At 64.7% G+C, this 18,098-nt stretch carries 19 protein-coding genes and 1 tRNA gene; 11 read left to right on the top strand and 9 right to left on the bottom strand.

The genetic code is table 11. The features are described from left to right. Positions 1-73 precede the first annotated feature (73 nt). The gene (locus R3P95_RS15605) at positions 74-715 is read right to left on the bottom strand and encodes a TetR/AcrR family transcriptional regulator (protein WP_149406378.1); all 642 of its coding nucleotides are present in this window, start codon (positions 713-715) and stop codon (positions 74-76) included. Between the two features lie 416 nt (positions 716-1,131). Between R3P95_RS15605 and R3P95_RS15600 the strand changes: the two genes are divergently transcribed. Continuing rightward, positions 1,132-2,457 carry a hypothetical protein gene (locus R3P95_RS15600; RefSeq protein WP_317548752.1) on the top strand — a complete coding sequence of 442 codons (1,326 nt, stop codon included), beginning with the start codon at positions 1,132-1,134 and terminating at the stop codon, positions 2,455-2,457. Between the two features lie 74 nt (positions 2,458-2,531). Beyond that, positions 2,532-3,896 carry a dipeptidase gene (locus R3P95_RS15595; protein WP_317548751.1) on the top strand — a complete coding sequence of 455 codons (1,365 nt, stop codon included), beginning with the start codon at positions 2,532-2,534 and terminating at the stop codon, positions 3,894-3,896. Here R3P95_RS15595 and bcp read toward each other — a convergent pair. Then, a complete protein-coding gene (bcp, locus tag R3P95_RS15590) occupies positions 3,885-4,358 on the bottom strand; it encodes a thioredoxin-dependent thiol peroxidase (protein ID WP_317532845.1) in 474 nt (157 codons plus the stop codon). The two genes, R3P95_RS15595 and bcp, sit on opposite strands and share 12 nt — an antisense overlap. A 77-nt stretch (positions 4,359-4,435) precedes the next feature. Here bcp and R3P95_RS15585 point away from each other — a divergent pair, with 77 nt between their 5' ends. The 6 genes from R3P95_RS15585 (at position 4,436) to R3P95_RS15560 (ending at position 8,772) form a co-directional block, all read left to right on the top strand. Further along, complete coding sequence (locus R3P95_RS15585) at positions 4,436-4,657, top strand: DUF3618 domain-containing protein (RefSeq protein WP_032375974.1); 222 nt, start codon at positions 4,436-4,438, stop codon at positions 4,655-4,657. Positions 4,658-4,749: 92 nt separating this feature from the next. After that, positions 4,750-4,823: transfer RNA gene (locus R3P95_RS15580), tRNA-Lys, on the top strand. 134 nt (positions 4,824-4,957) lie between these two features. Continuing rightward, positions 4,958-6,139 (top strand): lipase family protein, encoded by a 1,182-nt coding sequence (locus R3P95_RS15575; protein ID WP_188078669.1) that lies wholly within the window; start codon positions 4,958-4,960, stop codon positions 6,137-6,139. A gap of 340 nt (positions 6,140-6,479) precedes the next feature. Further along, entirely contained in the window at positions 6,480-6,650 is a 171-nt protein-coding gene (locus R3P95_RS15570; RefSeq protein ID WP_156516187.1) for a KOW domain-containing RNA-binding protein, read from the top strand. A gap of 82 nt (positions 6,651-6,732) precedes the next feature. Next, positions 6,733-7,761, top strand: a complete 1,029-nt coding sequence (locus tag R3P95_RS15565) for an LLM class flavin-dependent oxidoreductase (protein ID WP_149406313.1) — start codon at positions 6,733-6,735, stop codon at positions 7,759-7,761. A 114-nt stretch (positions 7,762-7,875) separates the two neighbouring features. Beyond that, positions 7,876-8,772: a universal stress protein gene (locus tag R3P95_RS15560; protein ID WP_317548750.1), complete on the top strand. Its 897-nt coding sequence runs from the start codon at positions 7,876-7,878 to the stop codon at positions 8,770-8,772. Between the two features lie 9 nt (positions 8,773-8,781). On the opposite strand, the gene R3P95_RS15555 is transcribed toward R3P95_RS15560, so the two are convergent. Together R3P95_RS15555 and R3P95_RS15550 are read right to left on the bottom strand one after the other, a co-directional pair. After that, entirely contained in the window at positions 8,782-9,489 is a 708-nt protein-coding gene (locus R3P95_RS15555) for an enoyl-CoA hydratase/isomerase family protein (RefSeq protein ID WP_283347868.1), read from the bottom strand. Between the two features lie 59 nt (positions 9,490-9,548). Continuing rightward, positions 9,549-10,667: a hypothetical protein gene (locus tag R3P95_RS15550; RefSeq protein WP_317548749.1), complete on the bottom strand. Its 1,119-nt coding sequence runs from the start codon at positions 10,665-10,667 to the stop codon at positions 9,549-9,551. Between the two features lie 116 nt (positions 10,668-10,783). Here R3P95_RS15550 and R3P95_RS15545 point away from each other — a divergent pair, with 116 nt between their 5' ends. After that, positions 10,784-11,065, top strand: coding sequence for a Rho termination factor N-terminal domain-containing protein (locus tag R3P95_RS15545; RefSeq protein WP_149406310.1), 282 nt, complete (start codon positions 10,784-10,786; stop codon positions 11,063-11,065). 1 nt (position 11,066) lies between these two features. Here the strand turns inward: R3P95_RS15545 and R3P95_RS15540 are convergent, their stop codons facing one another. The 3 genes from R3P95_RS15540 to R3P95_RS15530 are packed head-to-tail and all read right to left on the bottom strand — an operon-like array spanning position 11,067 to position 14,256. After that, positions 11,067-11,555, bottom strand: a complete 489-nt coding sequence (locus R3P95_RS15540; RefSeq protein WP_317548748.1) for an SRPBCC family protein — start codon at positions 11,553-11,555, stop codon at positions 11,067-11,069. Positions 11,556-11,575: 20 nt separating this feature from the next. Further along, complete coding sequence (locus R3P95_RS15535; RefSeq protein ID WP_262498398.1) at positions 11,576-12,526, bottom strand: ABC transporter substrate-binding protein; 951 nt, start codon at positions 12,524-12,526, stop codon at positions 11,576-11,578. Between the two features lie 41 nt (positions 12,527-12,567). Next, complete coding sequence (locus tag R3P95_RS15530; RefSeq protein ID WP_149406308.1) at positions 12,568-14,256, bottom strand: nitroreductase family deazaflavin-dependent oxidoreductase; 1,689 nt, start codon at positions 14,254-14,256, stop codon at positions 12,568-12,570. A 118-nt stretch (positions 14,257-14,374) separates the two neighbouring features. On the opposite strand from R3P95_RS15530, the gene R3P95_RS15525 reads away from it, so the two are divergent. Beyond that, on the top strand, positions 14,375-14,962 hold the full coding sequence (locus tag R3P95_RS15525; protein ID WP_262498397.1) for a TetR/AcrR family transcriptional regulator: 588 nt from the start codon (positions 14,375-14,377) through the stop codon (positions 14,960-14,962). A gap of 98 nt (positions 14,963-15,060) precedes the next feature. After that, positions 15,061-16,680: an MFS transporter gene (locus R3P95_RS15520; RefSeq protein ID WP_317548745.1), complete on the top strand. Its 1,620-nt coding sequence runs from the start codon at positions 15,061-15,063 to the stop codon at positions 16,678-16,680. Here R3P95_RS15520 and R3P95_RS15515 read toward each other — a convergent pair. Together R3P95_RS15515 and R3P95_RS15510 are read right to left on the bottom strand one after the other, a co-directional pair. Next, on the bottom strand, positions 16,673-17,569 hold the full coding sequence (locus R3P95_RS15515) for an SDR family oxidoreductase (RefSeq protein WP_317548744.1): 897 nt from the start codon (positions 17,567-17,569) through the stop codon (positions 16,673-16,675). The genes R3P95_RS15520 and R3P95_RS15515 overlap by 8 nt on opposite strands. Positions 17,570-17,723: 154 nt before the next feature. Further along, positions 17,724-18,086, bottom strand: a complete 363-nt coding sequence (locus R3P95_RS15510; protein WP_317532834.1) for an STAS domain-containing protein — start codon at positions 18,084-18,086, stop codon at positions 17,724-17,726. Positions 18,087-18,098: the final 12 nt, after the last annotated feature.

Genomic DNA, 18,098 nt, shown 5'->3' with positions numbered 1-18,098 from the left:
GCTCCGAGAACGAGTCAGGCCCGTCCGATCCACGTGATCGGGCGGGCCTTTCGTCTGCGCGGGCTCGGTTTGCTCAGGCTGGTTCGCTCTCGTTCGTCGAGCCGCCGGAACGCCTGCTCTCCTTCTCGGCGACGAGCAGATACGCCATCATGATGCGTTTGAGCTCGGCGACGGCGTCCTCGTGGCTCTGGCCGTCCTGGACGGAGAAGTTGAGCATCGAGTAGACGATGTGCACCAACACCTGAGCCATGAGGTTGCGGCGATGCCGAGGCGTGCGCGGAGTGAGCGGTCCGAGCATGCGCGAGACCTGCTCGGCGAACTCCCGCTCGTGAATCACCCCGGTTGCGCGCGTCGACGGTGTCGATTGCATGGCGAGCCACACTTCGCGTCGCGACGGATCGGTCATCCACATTCCGGCCATGTGGTCGACGAAGTTGTTCAGGAACCGCACCCAGTCCAGGGACGGGACTTCGCCGTCGAACTCGGCGAGTTCCTGTTGGACCCCCACGAGGTCCTGGCGGTTGAGCTCGCAGACGATGACGTACTTGTTGGCGAAGAACTGGTACAGCGTGCCGATCGGGAGTTCGGCGCGCGACGCGACTTCCTCGCAGGTGAACGACTCGAATCCCACATCGCTGAGCAACTCGCGTGAGGCCTGCAGCAGTGCGTCGAACTTCCGTTGGCTGCGTTCCTGGGTGGGTCGTCGTCGTGGCATCAGTTCCTGTGTCTGTGCCGTCGACTCGAGCGCGGCGTCGAGACGGCGCGAGGACTGGGCACGAGCAGAGGATTCCACCCGGTCAGGCTATCCGGCGCGGGTGCTCGTTATCCACAACGGTCCGGTAGGTCACTCCCACCGGTTTCGGTTCTGGGTCGGACACGCGTGTTTCAGCTGGAGGTATCGAAGAAACCTGGGGTCGACGACAACTGCTGGTTCCTCATACTGTGACAAACTCCAAGGCCGATTCGGACCAATTTAACCGTCGACAGGTATGGTTCAGGTAACAGAATCAAATTCCGTGCAGGGTGATCGTCGTTCGGATCCGCTGGATGACGTTCATGGTCGGGCGCCTCCACCCTGAGCACAGGGAGACTGCCATGGCAACTATTGGTATAGCGATCGAATCTGGCTCGATGCAGACAATTCTTGTCGAGCCGACGTCCGGCGAGATACTCGCCGATCGGACTACCCCGCTCGATCCCGATGCGGCCTCGGTTCTTACGACAGCGATCGAGACGATGCTCGCCGAGGCGGCAGAGCTTCATGCAAGCGTGGACGCAGTGGGCGTGGTGTACCGAACCGAGGACGAGCGCGCCGAGTTCGCAGCCGCTCTCGGCGACGATCCCGCAGTCCTGTCGTCCGCATCCGAATCGTTCCTCGGCTGGCTCGCCACGTCGAAGGACTTCGCCGACGCGAAGACCGTCCTGCTGTACTACATGGGCGACGCGGGCGTTTCCATCTCGCTCGCCGATGCCGCAGATGCCTCGATCACCCCGGTGAAGACTGCGACGCTGGACTCGATGTCGCCCGAGCGCATCGGCAGCACCATCCCACTGGCGTGGGAAGTGGTGGATCAGTCCGGCAAGAAGCCCGAGTTCGTGGCCCTCTTCGGTGATTCTTCGAGTAATCGAGACCTGGTCGACATCCTGTCGCTCGGACTCGGTGTCCCCGTGGTGCGCGTCGGTGACGTGGATCAGGTCGCAGCCCGAGGAGCTGCGCTGCTGGCATATCAGGACGAGCCGGCTGTGGTTGCCGCTGCGCAGGAGGCGACCGAGAACTCGGAGCCGGTCGCGGCCGCCGAGGTCGTAGCAGCCGATGAGTCCGACCAGGCCGACGCCGAGATTGCCGACTCCGGGCCCGAGGCGACCCCCGCGGTGGTGAACGACAGGGCGGCAGCGCCGCTGCCTGCACCCGCAGTGCTGTCGGTTGTCGACGCGAATCCGGCCCGGTCGGGAGGCTCAGGGCGCAAACTCGTGCTCGCCGCAGTGCTGCTGGCCGGTGTGCTCTCCGCTGGTGTCGCGGTCGCTGCGACGTTGCCGGGTGAATCCGAGACGACCGCCGAGCAGGTAGCCGATCGACGCGATGCCGGTGCGGATCTGGCGGGGGCAGCCAGGCAGGTGGATCCGATGACGTCCGATCCGGGTGCGGTCGTGGTTGCGCCGGTGCCGGCGATTGCGCCGCCGCCCGAGACGATTCCCCCGGCGGCGGACCCATCGACAATTGTCGAGCCTGCACCGACATCTCAGACGTGGGCGACGCAGGATCCGCCACGTCAGGCTGTGGCGGCCCCGCAGCCGGGACCTCTGCCGTCGCCGACCGAGGTGGCCCCTCCGCAGTTCACCGTTCCTGTTCCCGTTCCGGAGCCGGGCAAGTCGCCCGAACAGCTCGAGCAGGAAGCGTGGGATCGGCACTGGCAGCAGACCGGTGAGTGGATTCATCAGGAGTTCTCCGGCCGCTGACGCTGAATCGTTCCTGTGGCGAGAGATGACAGACTGGCTACGGCCCGTCTGTCATTTTCTCGTTTGGAGGATTCATGCCCGCCGATGCGCGTCCCGTCGACGTTCGATCTGCGATCGCATCGCAGATGCCCCGAGCGAAATCCGAGTTGGCAGAGTTGGTCCGCTTCACCTCGGTGCACGATCCACGGCAGTTTCCGGTCGAGGAATGCACCGGTGCGGCGCAGTGGGTGCAACGGGCCTTCGTCGACGCTGGCATTCCGGACGTGCAGCTGATCGAGACGATCGACGGCTCACTGGCCGTCGTCGGTTCACGGCCGGCTCGGGCAGGAGCACCGACCGTTCTGCTGTACTCGCACTACGACGTTCAACCTCCGGGTGACGGAAAACTCTGGGACAGTAAGCCTTTCGAGCTGACCGAGCGGGACGGTCGTTGGTACGGACGGGGTTCGGCCGACTGCAAGGGCAACGTGATCATGCATCTGCTGGCGCTACGGGCGCTGGGGGAGTCGCTCGAGGTCGGCGTGCGGATCGTCTGCGAGGGTTCGGAAGAGATGGGCACCGGCGGGTTGGAAGCGCTCGTGGAACAGCGCCCCGAACTGTTCTCGGCAGACATGGTGGTCATCGCCGATACCGGCAACGCACAGGTGGGCTTGCCGACGGTCACCACCACGCTCCGCGGTATCGCCAACGTGGTGGTGCATGTGGAAACCCTTGCCGGAGAGGTGCACTCGGGCATGTACGGCGGGCCAGCACCCGATGCGCTCGCCGCACTGGTGCAGGTGCTCTCGACGTTGCGCAACGAGCACGGCGACACCGTGGTCGACGGACTCGACGGAACGCAGACCTGGGACGGGGTCGAGTACGACGCCGAGCAGTTCCGTGCCGATGCCGGCGTGCTCGATGGCGTCGGGCTGGCGGGTTCGGGTTCGGTGGCCGAGGCGGTGTGGGCGCGGCCCGCTCTGACGATCCTGGGGATCGACTGCCCGCCGGTCGTGGGGTCGGCTGCGGCGATCTCGCCTCGTGCGTCGGCACGGCTCAATTTGCGGGTGCCGCCCGGGATGGATCCGCAGCGGGCTCAGGATGCGTTGGTGGCTCATCTGGAGGCGCGTACGCCCTGGAATGCGCGGGTCACCGTCGAGCGTGAGGCCATCGGGTCGCCGTTTCGGGCCGGAACCGATGGGCCGGGTTACGCGGCGCTGTCCGAAGCGTTGGAGGAGGCCTTCGGGCATCCCATGGGGACGGCAGGCCAGGGCGGGTCGATTCCGCTGTGCAACGCATTGGCTCAGGTGCTGCCGGACGCCGAGATCGTGCTGATGGGCGTCGAGGAGCCTCGGTGCCGGATCCACGCTCCCAACGAGAGCGTGGACCCGACGGAAATCGAGAAGATGGCCGTCGCCGAGGCGTTGTTCCTGCAGCGGCTCGCAGGGTCAGACAGCTAGATCGCGGCGGAGCTTGGCGACGTGGCCGGTGGCGCGGACGTTGTACTGCGCCACCTCGATCTTGCCTTCCTCGTCGACGAGGAACGTGGAGCGAATGACGCCCTCGTAGACCTTGCCGTAGTTCTTCTTCTCCCCGAATGCGCCCCACGCCTGCAGGGTCGTCTTCTCCTCGTCGGAGAGCAGCGGGAACGTCAGCTCTTCCTTGTCGCGGAACTTGGCGAGCTTGGCCGGCTTGTCGGGGGAGATGCCGATGACTTCGAGGCCTTCACCGTTGAGCTCGGCGAGACTGTCGCGGAAGTCGCAGGCCTGCTTGGTGCAGCCCGGGGTGCTCGCGGCGGGGTAGAAGTACACGATCACCTTCTTGCCTGCGTAGTCGGCGAGGGAGACGTCGTTGCCGTCGGCATCGGGCAGGGTGAACGCCGGAGCGGGGTCGCCCGGCTCGAGCTTGCTGTATTCGGTCACTGCACGAGAGTATCGAAATATCGCCGTGCTCTAGGCTCGACTGCGACCGAGACTATTTGCAACAAGTTGGAGGACACGTGGCCAAGGACACCGACCGAATCGAGCGCGAGATCGAGGCCGCTCGCAATCAGCTCGCCAGCACCCTGGACGAGCTGAGCGTCCGTGCCAGCCCCAAGAACATCGTCGCCAACACCAAGCAGTCCGTGGTGGCCAAGCTCAACGAGCCGGCAGTGAAGTTCACCCTCCTCGGAGTGGGCGCAGTGGTGGCAGTTCTCGTGGTTCGCAGGATCTTCAACTGACGCGACAGGTGCTCCGACCAGCCGATTTCACATCTGGCGGCATCTGCTGTTAATGTTTCTCCCGCACCGCAGAGAACACGCGGTGCGGATCGGCGCCATTAGCTCAGTTGGTTAGAGCAGCTGACTCTTAATCAGCGGGTCCGGGGTTCGAATCCCTGATGGCGCACAACGAATGCCCTTGCCAGTGGAAACGCTGGCAGGGGCATTTTTTGTGGTGTATCACCGACCAAGACGTGGGTGCCGCAAATCCGCGAATACAGAATGCGGACCCGCACTTCGGACCGCATACTGGCTCGCGACATGAGACTGCCTTTCGTCACCCTCGCCCTGTCCGTTCTTGTCGGGTGCCTCGCTCTCTCGACCGCACCCGCCTCGGCGGCTCCCGGCGGTGCCGATTTCTACAGTGAGCCCGTCGTAGGCCTGGAGGCATACGCACCCGGGTTCATCCTGCGCCGAGAATCCGTGCCACAGCTGGACGTTCTGGGATCGCACACCGAGCGCATTCTGTACCGGTCGGCCGATCCCCGCGATCGTGCGGTGGCTGTGTCGGGGCTGCTGGTCACGCCGACGCGTGCGTGGTCCGGTCCCGGGCCCCGGCCCGTGATCGCTTATGCGCCAGGCAGTTACGGGGTTGCCGATCGTTGCTCGGGCTCGTCGGAGCTGGGACTGACAACCACGATGCCGGCACTGCTGCCACTACTGGCGCAGGGGTACCAGGTGGTCACGACGGACTATCAAGGGCTGGGAACCCCCGGCGAATACGAGTTTCTGGGTCGGGTCGCCAGTGCCCGCGCCGTGCTGGACTCGGCACGGGCTGCGGCAGGGGAGACCGACGCGCCTGTCGTGCTCTACGGATACTCGGCGGGCGGCGTCGCGTCGGCCGCTGCTGCGGAACTCGCGTCCACCTACGCGCCCGATGTGTCCGTGGTCGGTGCATTCGTCGGTGCCGCACCTACCGATCCTGTGCTGCGCGTCGTGGGCCAGGACGGCTCCGAGTCCGCCGCGACGATGCTGTACACGATCGGCGGTCTGATCGGCGCTCACCCCGACCGGGCCGAACAGATTCGGGCTCTGTTCAACGATCGAGGACGGGCAGCGCTCGATGCGGCACAGGATTTCTGCACGGTCGACGCTCTCACCTACGGACCGTTGCGATCCGAGGACCTCACTGCTGACGGCTCTTCCCTGGGAACGCTCATGACCGGGCCCGTGCTGGGTCCGATGACGCAGGAGAACACCATCGGGTTCACTGCGCCCGTCGCACCCGTGATGATCGTGCACGGCGTCCACGACACCTCCGTCGAGATCGAGCAGAGCCGAATCCTGGTGCAGCGTTGGCGCGCCGCAGGCGCCACCGACATCACCGTCCGGGAGTTCGACTTCGGAACCGGTTGGGTGTCCGCAGTCGACCACACGGCCGCGAACGTCGCTGCCTACCCCGAGCTGATCGGGTGGATGGATCGACTTGTCACACGGGCGTAGCTCGACGATCGAGACGTCGTACGTGATGTAGATCACGCGGGTCCGATGTGTGGTTGCTCCGTTCCGATTCGACTTATCGATCGTGCCGGATCACTTCACCGGCCAGTCGCAAGGTTCTACTGCCTCAGAGAAAGGGACCGAGAATGACCGTCATCGGAAACGGGGCCGCCGTATGAGTGGCCGCAGAAGTCTCTCCAGCCGACTCTTCGAGGGTCTGGGCCGCGTCACGTGGGGCTACGGCAAGCGGAAGCTCGACGAGCGTCGCGCACGCAAACGCGGACGCCGATAAGCCGAACGCTGGGTGTCCGATTTCGGCACCCTCGATCGGTACGGTGCACGTATGTATGGATTCGAGGTGGGCGACGGAGTCACACCGCTGAGTGGGCCCATGGCAGGTATGTACGGAACCGTGGTCTGGTTCTACGAGGACAAGCAGCAGTTGCTCGTTCGTTTCGGCGCATCACAGCAGATGTACTACGCGGCGGACGAGCTGAAACGATGGGGCGAGTAGCTGCCAACTCGACACCCATCGGAATAATTGAATCTTCACCGATGCTGTTGGAGTCGACCATCCCGAATCGAAAGGTCCCACCATGCATCTGGGCGTAGACAGTTTCGTCTCTTCCGTGACCGACCCGACCGACGGTCGGGTGATCGCTCCCGAGGAGCGAATGGGTCACCTACTGGAAGAGATCGCCCTCGCAGATCAGGTCGGGCTCTACTCGTTCGGTATCGGCGAGCACCACCGCAGCGAGTACTACGACTCGGCTCCGTCGATCATTCTCGCTGCAGCAGCCGCGCGGACCGAGAACATTCGGCTCGGCAGCGCAGTCAAAGTGCTCAGCGCCGACGATCCGGTCCGGGTCTTCCAGGAGTTCGCCACCCTCGATCTGATCTCCAAGGGCCGGATCGATCTCGTCGTGGGACGCGGATCCTTCACCGAGTCGTTCCCGCTGTTCGGTCTCGACCTGGCCGATTACGACTCGCTGTTCGCCGAGAAGCTCGACCTCCTGCTGCAGATCCGTGACAACGTCGAGGTGACCTGGTCCGGTCGGCACCGCCCGGCGCTGAACCGTCAGGGCATCTACCCACGTCCGCTGCAGGATCCGCTGCCGATCTGGGTTGGGGTCGGTGGGACGCCCGAGTCCTTCGCTCGCGCAGGGCTTCTGGGGCTCCCACTGATGATCGCCATCATCGGCGGAGAACCACGACAGTTCGCCCCGCTCGTCGACCTCTACCGTCGCGCCGGAGCGCAGGCGGGCCATCCGCCGGAGCAGCTGAAGGTGGGCCTGCACGTGTTCGGCTTCGTTGCCGAGACCACGACGGCCGCAGCAGACACCATCTACCCCGGCTGGAACGAGATGTTCACCAAGATCTCTCGGGAGCGCGGATTCGCGCGGCCCAGTCGGCAGCAGTTCGACGCCACCGCCGGTCCCAACGGTGCGTTCTTCATGGGAGATCCGAAGACGGTGGCCGACAAGATTCAGCGAGTGAGCGAACAACTGGGCGGAGTGGATCGACTGTCGTTGCAGATGACCAATCCGCGGCTGGCACACAGCGACCTGCTGCGCGGCATCGAGCTACTCGGCACCGAAGTGGCGCCCCTGGTTGCCGGGGCGTAGCGGCCTCGACCCGAAATACCCGTCACACCGGTGGCCAAATACCCTAGTGGCGCGTCGCCAGGGCAGCGATCGTGGGAGACGACGTAGAAACCGTCTTCGGCCAACGGAGGAACGATGGACCACACGATCGCGGCAACCACATTCGACGGACCGCTCGCGGTCGTGGTCGACGGCTCGCCCACGGACAAGGGGGTGGCCGAATGGGCGGCGCATTTCGCCCGGGCGGCATCGACATCGGTGCACCTCGTCCACGGTGCACCGAAGGACGAGTGGAGTGCGGCCGTCGCCGCCGAGCTGAACACCACCGACTTCCCCACCCGGCTGCGGCAGGAGGGTGAAGGCGTACTCGCCCGCGCCGTCGACGTCGTGCACGGAGTCGATCCCCATGTGACGGTCGAATCGGAGGTGTCCGAGCTGCCGGCCGCACGTATGGCGAAGGCACTCTCCGCGGACGCGGCGATGCTCGTCGTGGGCGCGTGCGAGTCGGGGCCGTTGCGCGACATCGTCTTCGGGTACTCGACGACGGCAATCGTCAACGCCGCGACCTGCCCGGTGCTGGTATGGCACGAGCGTCGCGACGACTCCGGGGCCGAGCCGGCCCCTGTCGCGGTGGGGGTCGATGGATCGGAGCCATCGAAGCGCGCACTGTCGGCAGCGTTCGAGATGGCGAGCATCCTGGGTGCGGAACTGCTCGCCGTCCACGTGGGTGCCGTGCACGAAACCGATCAACTCGACTACGGCCCCTCGGTCGACTGGCAGCACCTTCGTGAGGCAGAACGAAAGTGGTTGCAGGCCAACGTCGACACCTACCGGGACAAGTATCCGACGGTGCCGGTTCGGGCCGTGTCCGTCGGTGCCTCGGCGGCACACGAACTTCGGTCGATCTCCGCTACGTCCCAGGTGTTGGTAGTGGGAAGCCGCGGCCGAAATCGTTTCACAGCAGCGATATTGGGATCAGTGAGCCAGAACTTGGTGCATCACTCCGAATGCCCGGTTCTGGTGGTGCACTGACAACTCCGCCTAGTTCGAGACCCATTCCATTTCGTCGACGCCTGCGACAGGGGTCAGCAGGGAACGGACCTCACCGGCGTACATGGTGCGTTTGATCTCGCCCAGTACCTCACCGCGGGTGCCGGCCAACGCGGCTGCGCGGGCGATGGCGTCGTCGCGCACACGCTCCTGCGTCGAGACGGCGTCGACCAGACCGAGCGCCATGGCGTCGCCACCGCCGTAGCGACGTCCGGTGGTGAGCGCCTCGTGAAAGGCGTGCGGGGCCAACCTCGCTCGCACCATGTCGACGGTTCCGGGGCTGTAGGTCGCCCCGATGTTGACGCCGGGGAAGCACAGGAAGCCGCGATCGGAACGCATGATGCGGTGGTCGTGTGCCATCACGAAGAACGCGGCACCGCCGTAGGTGTGACCCTGCATGGCGGCGACGGTCTGCATCGGGAACGTCAGGAAGCGCACCAGCATCTCCTGCACGGTGCCGATGAACCGATTGATCTGATCGAGGTTGTCGGCACCCCACGACAGATCAACGCCGGTGGAGAAGAACTTGCCGGTTGCCGTCGTGACCAGGGCAGCCGGGCCGGAGGAGGACTCCACCTCGTCGAGCAGTGCATTGATCTCGGCAACCCAGTCGGGGCTCATGCGATTTTCGCTGTCTTCGACGCCCCGAGTTCCGAGGTTCAGCACGAACACGTCCGCAACGCGATCAAGGTATGGCATATCCCGAACGTACCCAGTTTTTCTTGTTCTAGCTCACAACGCGAACCACGTGGCGATTTTCAGGACGAGGAGGTGGCCGACCGACGACGAATCAACTCGCGATGACCGTAGGTGGCACCGAGAATGTCCTCGCGATCTGCCACCGACGACCCGACTGCACCGGCCACCGTGCCCAGCGACGCAGCGAGCCACGCGAGGGAAAAATAGTCGCCCAGAGTCGCGGTACGACCGATCTGCATTGCCAGGAATTCCGGTGAGATAACGACCGCCGCCGAGCCCAGCACCACGGCGAACAACAGCGCGTACATACAGAGAGCGCCGGTCAGAACGGTTCCCACGGTGGCTGCGTTGTACATCCAGCGGTCGATCGTGGAACTTCGGAACGATCGCCTCTCCCACAGGCCGTTGGGAAAGATGATCCAGACGGTCATGGCGATCACTGCGGTGAGCCCGATCATGGCCAGTCGGCCGAGGCTCATCGACGCTGCCATCTGCCAGATGCTGGCATAGAACACGCCGAAGGCGGACGCCGCGCTCGCGGCAGCGAGTGCGCCCGACAACGTCGGAACCAATCGCCACGGACGATTGCATCGAATCATCCCCGACACCAACCTGATTCGACCGAAGATGCTCGACGTCAGCAGCACCTCGTCGCCCTCCTCGGAATCACTGGAAGCCCAGCGAGACTCGAAGTACCTCCGCGGTGGTCGCGACGAATCGTCGGCTTCGATCAACTCGTGCAACACGGCCAGTGCAGCCGAGACGGCACGTCGTCGAACTGCCAGCGTTCCGAAGGAGGGCACGTACAGCGCGCCGGTCGTACCGTCACGGGTCTCGGCGATCACCGGACGCGACCCGAGACGGCGAGGAACCTCCGACACACACAACACGATGTCGTAGTCGGCGTCGGCCTTCACCGACGCGAGCCACTGTCCCAGCGGGGCCGCACCGGTTGCGGTGGGCGGGAGTGGCACCGATGCTCGGGACACGCGGATCTCTCGCCGCTGCCCGTCGATTTTCGCGTGATCGGGCAACTTGGCGACAATGGCAGACGCCACCGTCGCCGCGAAGCCGTCGTCACTGACCACCCCCACCGAGAGCGGCGCGTCGTCTGCGTCGGTGGTGTCGTCGTTGCCGGTTGTGTCTCGGCTTACCGATTGCGGTCGATCCGAATGCATCCCGATCGCTTACCCGATGGAACTCGAAACACACACCCGATCCGCGACGTCGAGCGAGGTTTGTCGCCGTGCAGACCGGGTAGCGCTTCGACACTAACCAATGAAAGGAAGTTCCGATGCCGGCGAAGAAGAGCGAAACCGAAGACCAGCCACAGCTGAAGGACCAGGGCCTGTACGACAGGCTCCGCGAGGAAGGCAACTCGAAGGAGAAGGCCGCCCGCATCTCGAACGCCGCCGCGAAGAAAGGGCGAGATCAGATCGGTAGGAAGGGTGGAGAATCCGGATCCTACGAGGACTGGACGGTCGACGAATTGACCGAGCGAGCCAAGGAATTGGGTCTCGAGGGCTATTCCAAGCTGAACAAGGAAGAGCTGATCGACGCGCTACGCAAGCACTGATTCACCGCGGGCGAACAGACGAGTAGTACTCCTGCTGTGATGGGTAGTAATCGTCGAAACTCGGGTGCGGGTCGCCGTTTCCGGCGGCGACGAACATGTCGAGGTAGTACTCCCACCCCGGTCCGATGTCGCCCAGACCGTCCGTGCTCGTGCAGCTGTGCACAAGCACGAGAACGGTCGCAGGGCCTGTCTCGGTCAGACGGACCTCCAGTGGCCATTCGACTTCGCCGGTCATCCGCACTGCCAGGAGGCCCGGCGGCTCACACGCGTCGATGATCATGTCCGACGCGGGCGCACCCTGCTCGAATGCCATCGTGACGCGAATGGTGTTGTGCGAGATCCGCTCCCACGGACCGAACCACTGTGCCGTCCGGGACGATTCGGTGAGGCGTGCCCACACGTCCTCACGCGGAGCCGAGATGGTTCTGGTCAGCTCGAGAGCGACGCCGGTGTCGGTGCTGCGCAACGTTCCTGTGGGGGTAGGTGCCATCGACCGATTATGCATCTCGGTCAGCTCGGGGCGTAGAGCTTCTCCACCAGGCCGAGGGTCCACAGCGCGGTCAGCGGGCCGCCGTCGTTGGTGAACTTGTCGGTCCGGACGATGCGGTCGGTGCGCACCGCCGGCAATCCGGTCCAGAGCGGGTTGGCGTTCATCGCCTGCAGATCCTGCTCGGACGTGATGGCGGCAATCATGGCCACCGCGTCGGATGCGGCAGTGACATTCTCGGGGCCGTACTCGATTTCGGGATCGGCGTCGTTCCAAGCGGAGGCGAACCGGGCTCCCACGTCTCCGAGCACGATGGACGGCACTCGTTGCCTGCCCACCGAAATTCCACCTTCCTCGGACGTACTGATCGGCAGGACCGCGGTGTTCGCGATCGCGTCGGCATGCCGCACGATGAGCTCGTCGACGCGAGAGTCGTACTCGGCCACGATCGTTGCCGCTCGGTCCTGCAGGTTCAGTGCATCACCTACCGTGGTCACGTCCTGTTGCCAGCTGACACCGCTGCCGGTGGACCCCACCGGCAGCACCGGTGCGATGTCGCTGAGCTGGCCGTATATCTCCTCGACCACTTCGTCGCGCCCGATGATCAGATCCGGCGCGACTCGCGCGACCGCCTCGAGGTCGACCGTGTTGCGGGGATACAGCTCCGGCACGCCGTCGGCGAGCAACATCCGAGTCGGTTCGGTCAGCGGCCCGGCCATCTCCGGCGGAGCCTCGGTTTCCACCGGCATCCCGACTATGGGTAGGTCGAAGGCCAGCGCGATGTCGAGATCGCGTCGGCCGTCGATCACAACCACCGAGTCGATCCGTTCCGGCACCACGATCGTCCCGAACTGTGTGGCGACCGGTCGGCCTGCCGCGTCGTCCGCCGGTTCGGCAGCGGAACTGCACGACGTGATCAGCGATACGGCAACAAATGCGGCAACGGTTACGGGCGCGAGGGGGAGAGTCTTCACTAGTTAAGTAAAGCAAACCTAAGTCGGAAGTGAAGAACCGGTCAGTCGTCGAACTCGATGCGGACCGAGATCGGATCGGTCTGGAGCGCTCGGAAGCCGGCTCCGATGATGCGTCCGAGGACGGGATTGCCGGAGAACGACCGCGCTCTGACGACGACATCGTCATCGGGAACGAATGTGGCTGTGCCAGTGCGCCATCGGTTGCCCACGCGAATTCGGATTCTGGGCTCGTCTGTGATGTTTGCGCCCCAACCGGACCTGGTGCCGTGCTGCGACACCAGCCACGCACCGGAATCGTCGAATGCCGCCGACACCGGCACGCGACGGGCGAGCCCGGTCTTGCGTCCTATGGTCTCGAGGTCGGTCACCAGGGAGGTCGTCACTCCCAGCGACGTCAATCCGTTCACGATGGGATTGGCGACATACTTTCCGATCAAGCGCTCGCGGCGAAACTTCGTCACGGCAGCAGAGGTGTCCACCCGAGCGGAGCCTCGACGATTACGGAACGCGTCCCAGCCGTTGCGCTGCAGCATCGTGGCCGCAGTCTTCCATGCCGGGCGGCTCGAATTCGGCTGCTGCCCAGCGCCGATGAGCTGCAACTGGTCGGTGTGCCACTGCAGATCGAGAGCGCCGTTGATCTGCTTGAACGCGCTGGACTTCGACAGGACGCGCAGAGCCACGCGCGGCGATTCGACTCGATCGACTGTGCCGTCGACCAGCGATGTCGCGACGGCCGGGGCGAGGGCGGTCGGACGGCCGAGACCGACCATGTCGCACTCACCCGATTGCACTGCCGCGCTCATGACCGAGCGGGTACGGAAGCCGCCGGTGACCGCCAATGGCACTGTTCCGGCCGCGTCGCGCACGGTCCGCGCGTACTCCAGGAAGTACGCCTCACGATCGCGGGTGCTCGCGGTGCCCATCATCGCGGGTGATTCGTAACTGCCGCCGCTGATTTCGATCAGATCTATCGATTCCCGAACGAGATGCTCGACGGTGATGCGTGATTCTTCCTCGCTGAACCCGCCGCGTTGGAAGTCCGCCGAGTTCAGCTTGATTCCCACCGCGAAACTCGGCGACACCGCCGCTCTGATTGCGCGGACGACTTCGATCACGAACCGCATGCGTCCGTCGAGGTCGCCGCCCCAGGAGTCGTCGCGCCTGTTCGACAGAGGGGAGAGGAACTGCGAAACCAGGTAGCCGTGCGCGCCGTGGATCTGGACGCCGTCGAAACCGGCCGTCTCGGCCACGGCCGCCGCAGTGGCGAATCGGCCGATGATGTCGTGAATCTCGTTCTCGCTCAACGCGCGAGGTGCCGGGATGCCCGGAATGTTGGGGGCGATGGCGGACGGTGCAACGGGCTTGGTGCGAGTGACGATCGGATTGGCCTGCCGGCCGGGGTGATTGAGCTGCATCCAGATGGGGGCACCGCCGTCGGACGTCGCTTTCGCCCAACGGGCCAGCGCATCACGGTCTCGGTCGTCCTCGATGACGACATTGCCCGGTTCGCCGAGATGGGACCGATCGACCATCACGTTGCCGGTCACCACCAGGCCGTAGCCGCCGGCGCCCCACTGGCGGTACAGCGTTTCGAGGCGGGAGTCCGGGCCGTGCTCGGCGGTGGACAGTCCTTCGCTGAGCGCTGCCTTCATCACACGATTCGGCAGGATCTGCCCGCAGGCGAGGGTGAGCGGGCTGCTCAGGTCGATCACGTCGGTGTCAGGGGACATGCGTTGCTCCGGTTCCGGGACTGCGGCTCCAGCTATGATGGACAACATAGCTACAGAACGACTGTAGGTGTAACGAGACGTCACGTCAATCATTGTGGCGTCCGTGGGAGGGGTTCGGATGACGAATCGAAGCAGTGCTCGGGACGACATGCTGCGCAGCGCTGCCCAGCTGTTTCGTCGACGCGGCGTCGACGCCACCTCGCTGGCCGACGTCATCGATCACGCGGGCGCTCCCCGCGGCTCGATCTATCACCACTTTCCCCGCGGCAAGCCTCAGTTGGTGGAAGAGGCCACGCGTACTGCGGGAGCCGAGATGAGCGCGATGATCTCGGCCGGCCTGGCGTCGGCCGGTCCGTCGGCGACCGTACGGGCCATTCTCGAGGGATTCCGCAGCGAACTGCTGGCCACGGATTTCGTGGCGGGGTGTCCCGTCGCGCCGGCCGCGCTCGAGGGGCTGCATGCGCCGCAGGCGGTTGCCGCGGCGGGTGAGTCCTTCTCGTCCTGGGAGGACGTGATCGCGGCGTCCCTGTGGCAGCGCGGATTGACTCGCGAGCGGTCGTACGCGTTGGCGACCTTTGCGATCGCGGCCATCGAAGGTGCGCTGATCATGGCCAAGGCGCAGCGCTCGACCACGGCTCTGGATCGGACCGAGGGGGAGTTGTCGGCGCTGCTAGAGGCGGTTCTGGAGGCCTCGGCGGGCCGCTGACGTCGACCGGGAAGAGCCGGGCGATGTTGCTATAACTACTAGTTACAGCTAACTTCCCTTCAGGAACTATGCCGACCGTCATAGTCGAAGGGATTCCGATGTCGTCACCCACCACCTCCAGTCAGCCAGTGAAGTTGCCGCAGTTCCGTCGGCGATACCTCGCGCTGATCGTGATCTGCGCAGCCGAGCTGCTCGTCGTCTTGGACAACACCGTCGTCAACGTCGCGCTGCCCTCGATGGGACTGCAGCTACGTGCCGATATGAGCGGCCTGCAGTGGGTCGTCGACGCATACACACTGACGTTCGCCGGACTGCTGTTGGCGTTCGGTCACCTCGGCGATCGCTACGGCCGCAAGAAGGTCATGATTTTCGGACTGGCGGGCATCGCTGTGATGTCGATCGGCGGCGCTGTCGCCGCCGATCTGGGGCAGGTGGTCGCCGCGAGGGCGGCCATGGGAGTGTGTGCGGCCGCGGTGTTTCCGGCGACCCTTGCTCTGATCATCAACATCTTCACCGATGCCAGGGAGCGAGCGCTGGCCATTGCGGCCTGGACTGCCATGGCGGGCTTTGCCATCGCAATCGGCCCGACTGCCGGTGGGTTTCTGCTCGAGCACTTCTCGTGGCACTCGGTGTTCTGGATCAATGTTCCTGTGGCACTGCTCGTTCTGGTGGCCGCGCTGGCGTGCGTACCGGAGTCCAGAGCAGAGCACGTCGGGAAGTACGACCCCCTGGGTATCGCGCTGTCGTTGGCCGGCATCACCGTGCTGGTCTGGGCAATCATCGAAGCGCCACACAATGGTTGGCTGTCTGCAACGAGCATCGGAGCATATCTGGCAGGATCGGCAGCCATCGTCGCGTTCGTCTGGTGGGAGCTGCGGACACCGGCTCCGGTACTGGACTTGAACCTGTTTCGGAACCGACGATTCTCACTGCCCGCCTTGGCCATTGCCGTGGCGTACTTCGGTATGTTCGGCTTCCTGTTCATGATCACCCAGTACTTCCAGGGTGTGATGGAGTTGACCCCACTGCAGTTCGGCGTTCACTCACTGCCCTTCGCAGTATCCATCGCCATCGGAGCGCCGCTGGCGACGATCATTGCGCAACGCATCGGAACCACGGCGGTGATCGTTTTCGGGCTGATGGTGATGAGCATCGGGATGTTCATCGCAGGTCAGGTGGAGGTCGAAACGCCCTATCTGGGACTGGTTCTCGTCTCGATGGTGCTGATGGGCCTCGGCTTGGCGATCGTGCAGGGCCCGGCCACCGAGTCGATCATGTCCTCGGTGACGCTCGACGAAGCAGGTGCGGGCTCCGCGGTGAACGACACCACCCGAGAGGTCGGCGGAACGCTCGGAGTCGCCGTGCTGGGATCGATCGTCGCGTCGATCTACACCTCACAGGTGAGTCCGAAGATCGACGCGATACCCGACGCGATAATGGAGCCTTACCAAAAGGCGTTCGCTCGCGAAACGGTCGTCAGCGTCATCGAAATCGTGAAAGCGCCCACCGACCCGATCTTCGCGACGCAGAAGGCTGACCTGATCCACGCGATGAAAGCGGCCTCGCTGGAGGGCTTTCAGCTCGCGTCGTTCGTGACCGTCGGTGCCGCTGTGGCATGTGCGCTTGCCGTCGCATTGTTCCTACCGTGGCGACGACCCGAGGGAAACGGTGTGCTACTTGCGTGGCGCGACACCGCAGAGGGCGACAAGATCAGTTGAACGGCGTGCCGCCGGTGACCGCGATGGTCTCGCCGGTGATGTAGCTCGATTCGTTCGATGCCAGGAAGACATAAGCCGGTGCCAGCTCGGCGGGTTGACCCGGTCGTCCCAGCGGGACGGTCTCGCCGAACTTCTCGTACTTCTCCGCCGGCATCGTGGCCGGGATCAGCGGCGTCCAAATAGGCCCGGGTGCAACGGCATTGACGCGAATTCCGCGTTCGGCGAGATCGCCGGCGAGACCCTTGGTGAACGCCACGATTCCGGCCTTGGTGGTGGCGTAGTCCATCAACTCGGGAGAGGGATTCGATGCCTGGATCGAGGTGGTGTTGATGATGGTGGAACCCGCGTCCATGATTTCGGCAGCGCGTTTCGAGATCCAGAACAGGGCGTACAAGTTGGTCTTGAGTACGCGATCGAACTGCTCGGTGGTGATGTTTGCGATGCCGCCCATCTGCGCCATCTGAAACGCGGCGTTGTTGACGACGATGTCGAGCCCGCCGAGAACCTCGGACGCGGTGTCGACCAATTGCACGCACTGCGACTCGTCGGTGAGATCACAGGCGATGGCTCTACCTGCGCGGCCTGATCCCTCGATGAGGTCGACAGTGGTCTGCGCGTCCGGACCTTCGGATTCGAGGTGTGCGATGACGACATCGGCACCCTCGCGCGCGAATGCCAGCGCAACGGCACGGCCGATACCCGAGTCACCGCCGGTGATCAATGCTTTACGGCCGTGCAGGCGATCCGATCCACGGTAGGAATCCTCGCCGTGATCGGGAGCGGTGACCATGTCGCGGGTCAGTCCGGGGTGCTCGAGACGACCCTGTTCGGCCCGATCGGGCATCGGAAACGCGCTGGTGGGGTCGGATTTGCTGAACTGGTCGGACATTGTCGATCCTTGCCTCGGTGTGCGTGAAATGCTCCACGCGGCAAGTCGAACGAGCCGCTTCGATTCCGTGGAGACGACTCGCGGCACATGTGCCGTCCGGAGTCGCTGTCCTCCTCGGGTTTGCCGAATCGGCCGGACCGCAAACCTCCACCGGTCAGGCAGCGCGCGGATCCGCCCCGATTGTCGCCGCGCCCAGTGCGTCGAGAACGATGCGCGCGGGCCGCGTCGGAGCGAAGACCTCGAGGCGGCCAGCGCTGCGGGCTACAGCGTCGAGGACCACGGACGCAGACCCCGTGTACATGAACGTCACTGCCGACAAGTCGAGCAGCACAACCGATTCGCCGCGCAGGGCCTCATCGATCGCCTGCGCCAGATCGGCACGAGACCCATGGTCGAGATCGCCCGTCGCGCGGACGACAGTCAGACGAGGGGAGTAAAGCTCGGTGCCGATGAAGTAATGAGCGTTGCCGCGCCCGACATGTGCGAGGCGAGAATCGAAGCGGTCGGTGACAGTCACGGTGCGAACCTC

The organism is Rhodococcus cercidiphylli (assembly GCF_033042225.1).
GTDB lineage: Bacteria > Actinomycetota > Actinomycetes > Mycobacteriales > Mycobacteriaceae > Rhodococcoides.
The sequence above is the reverse complement of the archived record's forward strand: the minus strand, read 5'-3'. Positions and strand labels throughout refer to the sequence as shown.

What these genes read in the sequence shown, in the direction of transcription:
- R3P95_RS15605 (WP_149406378.1), bottom strand. Translation starts at nt 715, where the DNA reads ATGCCACGACGACGACCCACCCAGGAACGCAGCCAACGGAAGTTCGAC.
- R3P95_RS15600 (WP_317548752.1), top strand. Translation starts at nt 1,132, where the DNA reads ATGCAGACAATTCTTGTCGAGCCGACGTCCGGCGAGATACTCGCCGAT.
- R3P95_RS15595 (WP_317548751.1), top strand. Translation starts at nt 2,532, where the DNA reads ATGCCCGCCGATGCGCGTCCCGTCGACGTTCGATCTGCGATCGCATCG.
- R3P95_RS15575 (WP_188078669.1), top strand. Translation starts at nt 4,958, where the DNA reads ATGAGACTGCCTTTCGTCACCCTCGCCCTGTCCGTTCTTGTCGGGTGC.
- R3P95_RS15570 (WP_156516187.1), top strand. Translation starts at nt 6,480, where the DNA reads ATGTATGGATTCGAGGTGGGCGACGGAGTCACACCGCTGAGTGGGCCC.
- R3P95_RS15565 (WP_149406313.1), top strand. Translation starts at nt 6,733, where the DNA reads ATGCATCTGGGCGTAGACAGTTTCGTCTCTTCCGTGACCGACCCGACC.
- R3P95_RS15560 (WP_317548750.1), top strand. Translation starts at nt 7,876, where the DNA reads ATGGACCACACGATCGCGGCAACCACATTCGACGGACCGCTCGCGGTC.
- R3P95_RS15555 (WP_283347868.1), bottom strand. Translation starts at nt 9,489, where the DNA reads ATGCCATACCTTGATCGCGTTGCGGACGTGTTCGTGCTGAACCTCGGA.
- R3P95_RS15550 (WP_317548749.1), bottom strand. Translation starts at nt 10,667, where the DNA reads ATGCATTCGGATCGACCGCAATCGGTAAGCCGAGACACAACCGGCAAC.
- R3P95_RS15545 (WP_149406310.1), top strand. Translation starts at nt 10,784, where the DNA reads ATGCCGGCGAAGAAGAGCGAAACCGAAGACCAGCCACAGCTGAAGGAC.
- R3P95_RS15540 (WP_317548748.1), bottom strand. Translation starts at nt 11,555, where the DNA reads ATGGCACCTACCCCCACAGGAACGTTGCGCAGCACCGACACCGGCGTC.
- R3P95_RS15530 (WP_149406308.1), bottom strand. Translation starts at nt 14,256, where the DNA reads ATGTCCCCTGACACCGACGTGATCGACCTGAGCAGCCCGCTCACCCTC.
- R3P95_RS15525 (WP_262498397.1), top strand. Translation starts at nt 14,375, where the DNA reads ATGACGAATCGAAGCAGTGCTCGGGACGACATGCTGCGCAGCGCTGCC.
- R3P95_RS15520 (WP_317548745.1), top strand. Translation starts at nt 15,061, where the DNA reads ATGTCGTCACCCACCACCTCCAGTCAGCCAGTGAAGTTGCCGCAGTTC.
- R3P95_RS15515 (WP_317548744.1), bottom strand. Translation starts at nt 17,569, where the DNA reads ATGTCCGACCAGTTCAGCAAATCCGACCCCACCAGCGCGTTTCCGATG.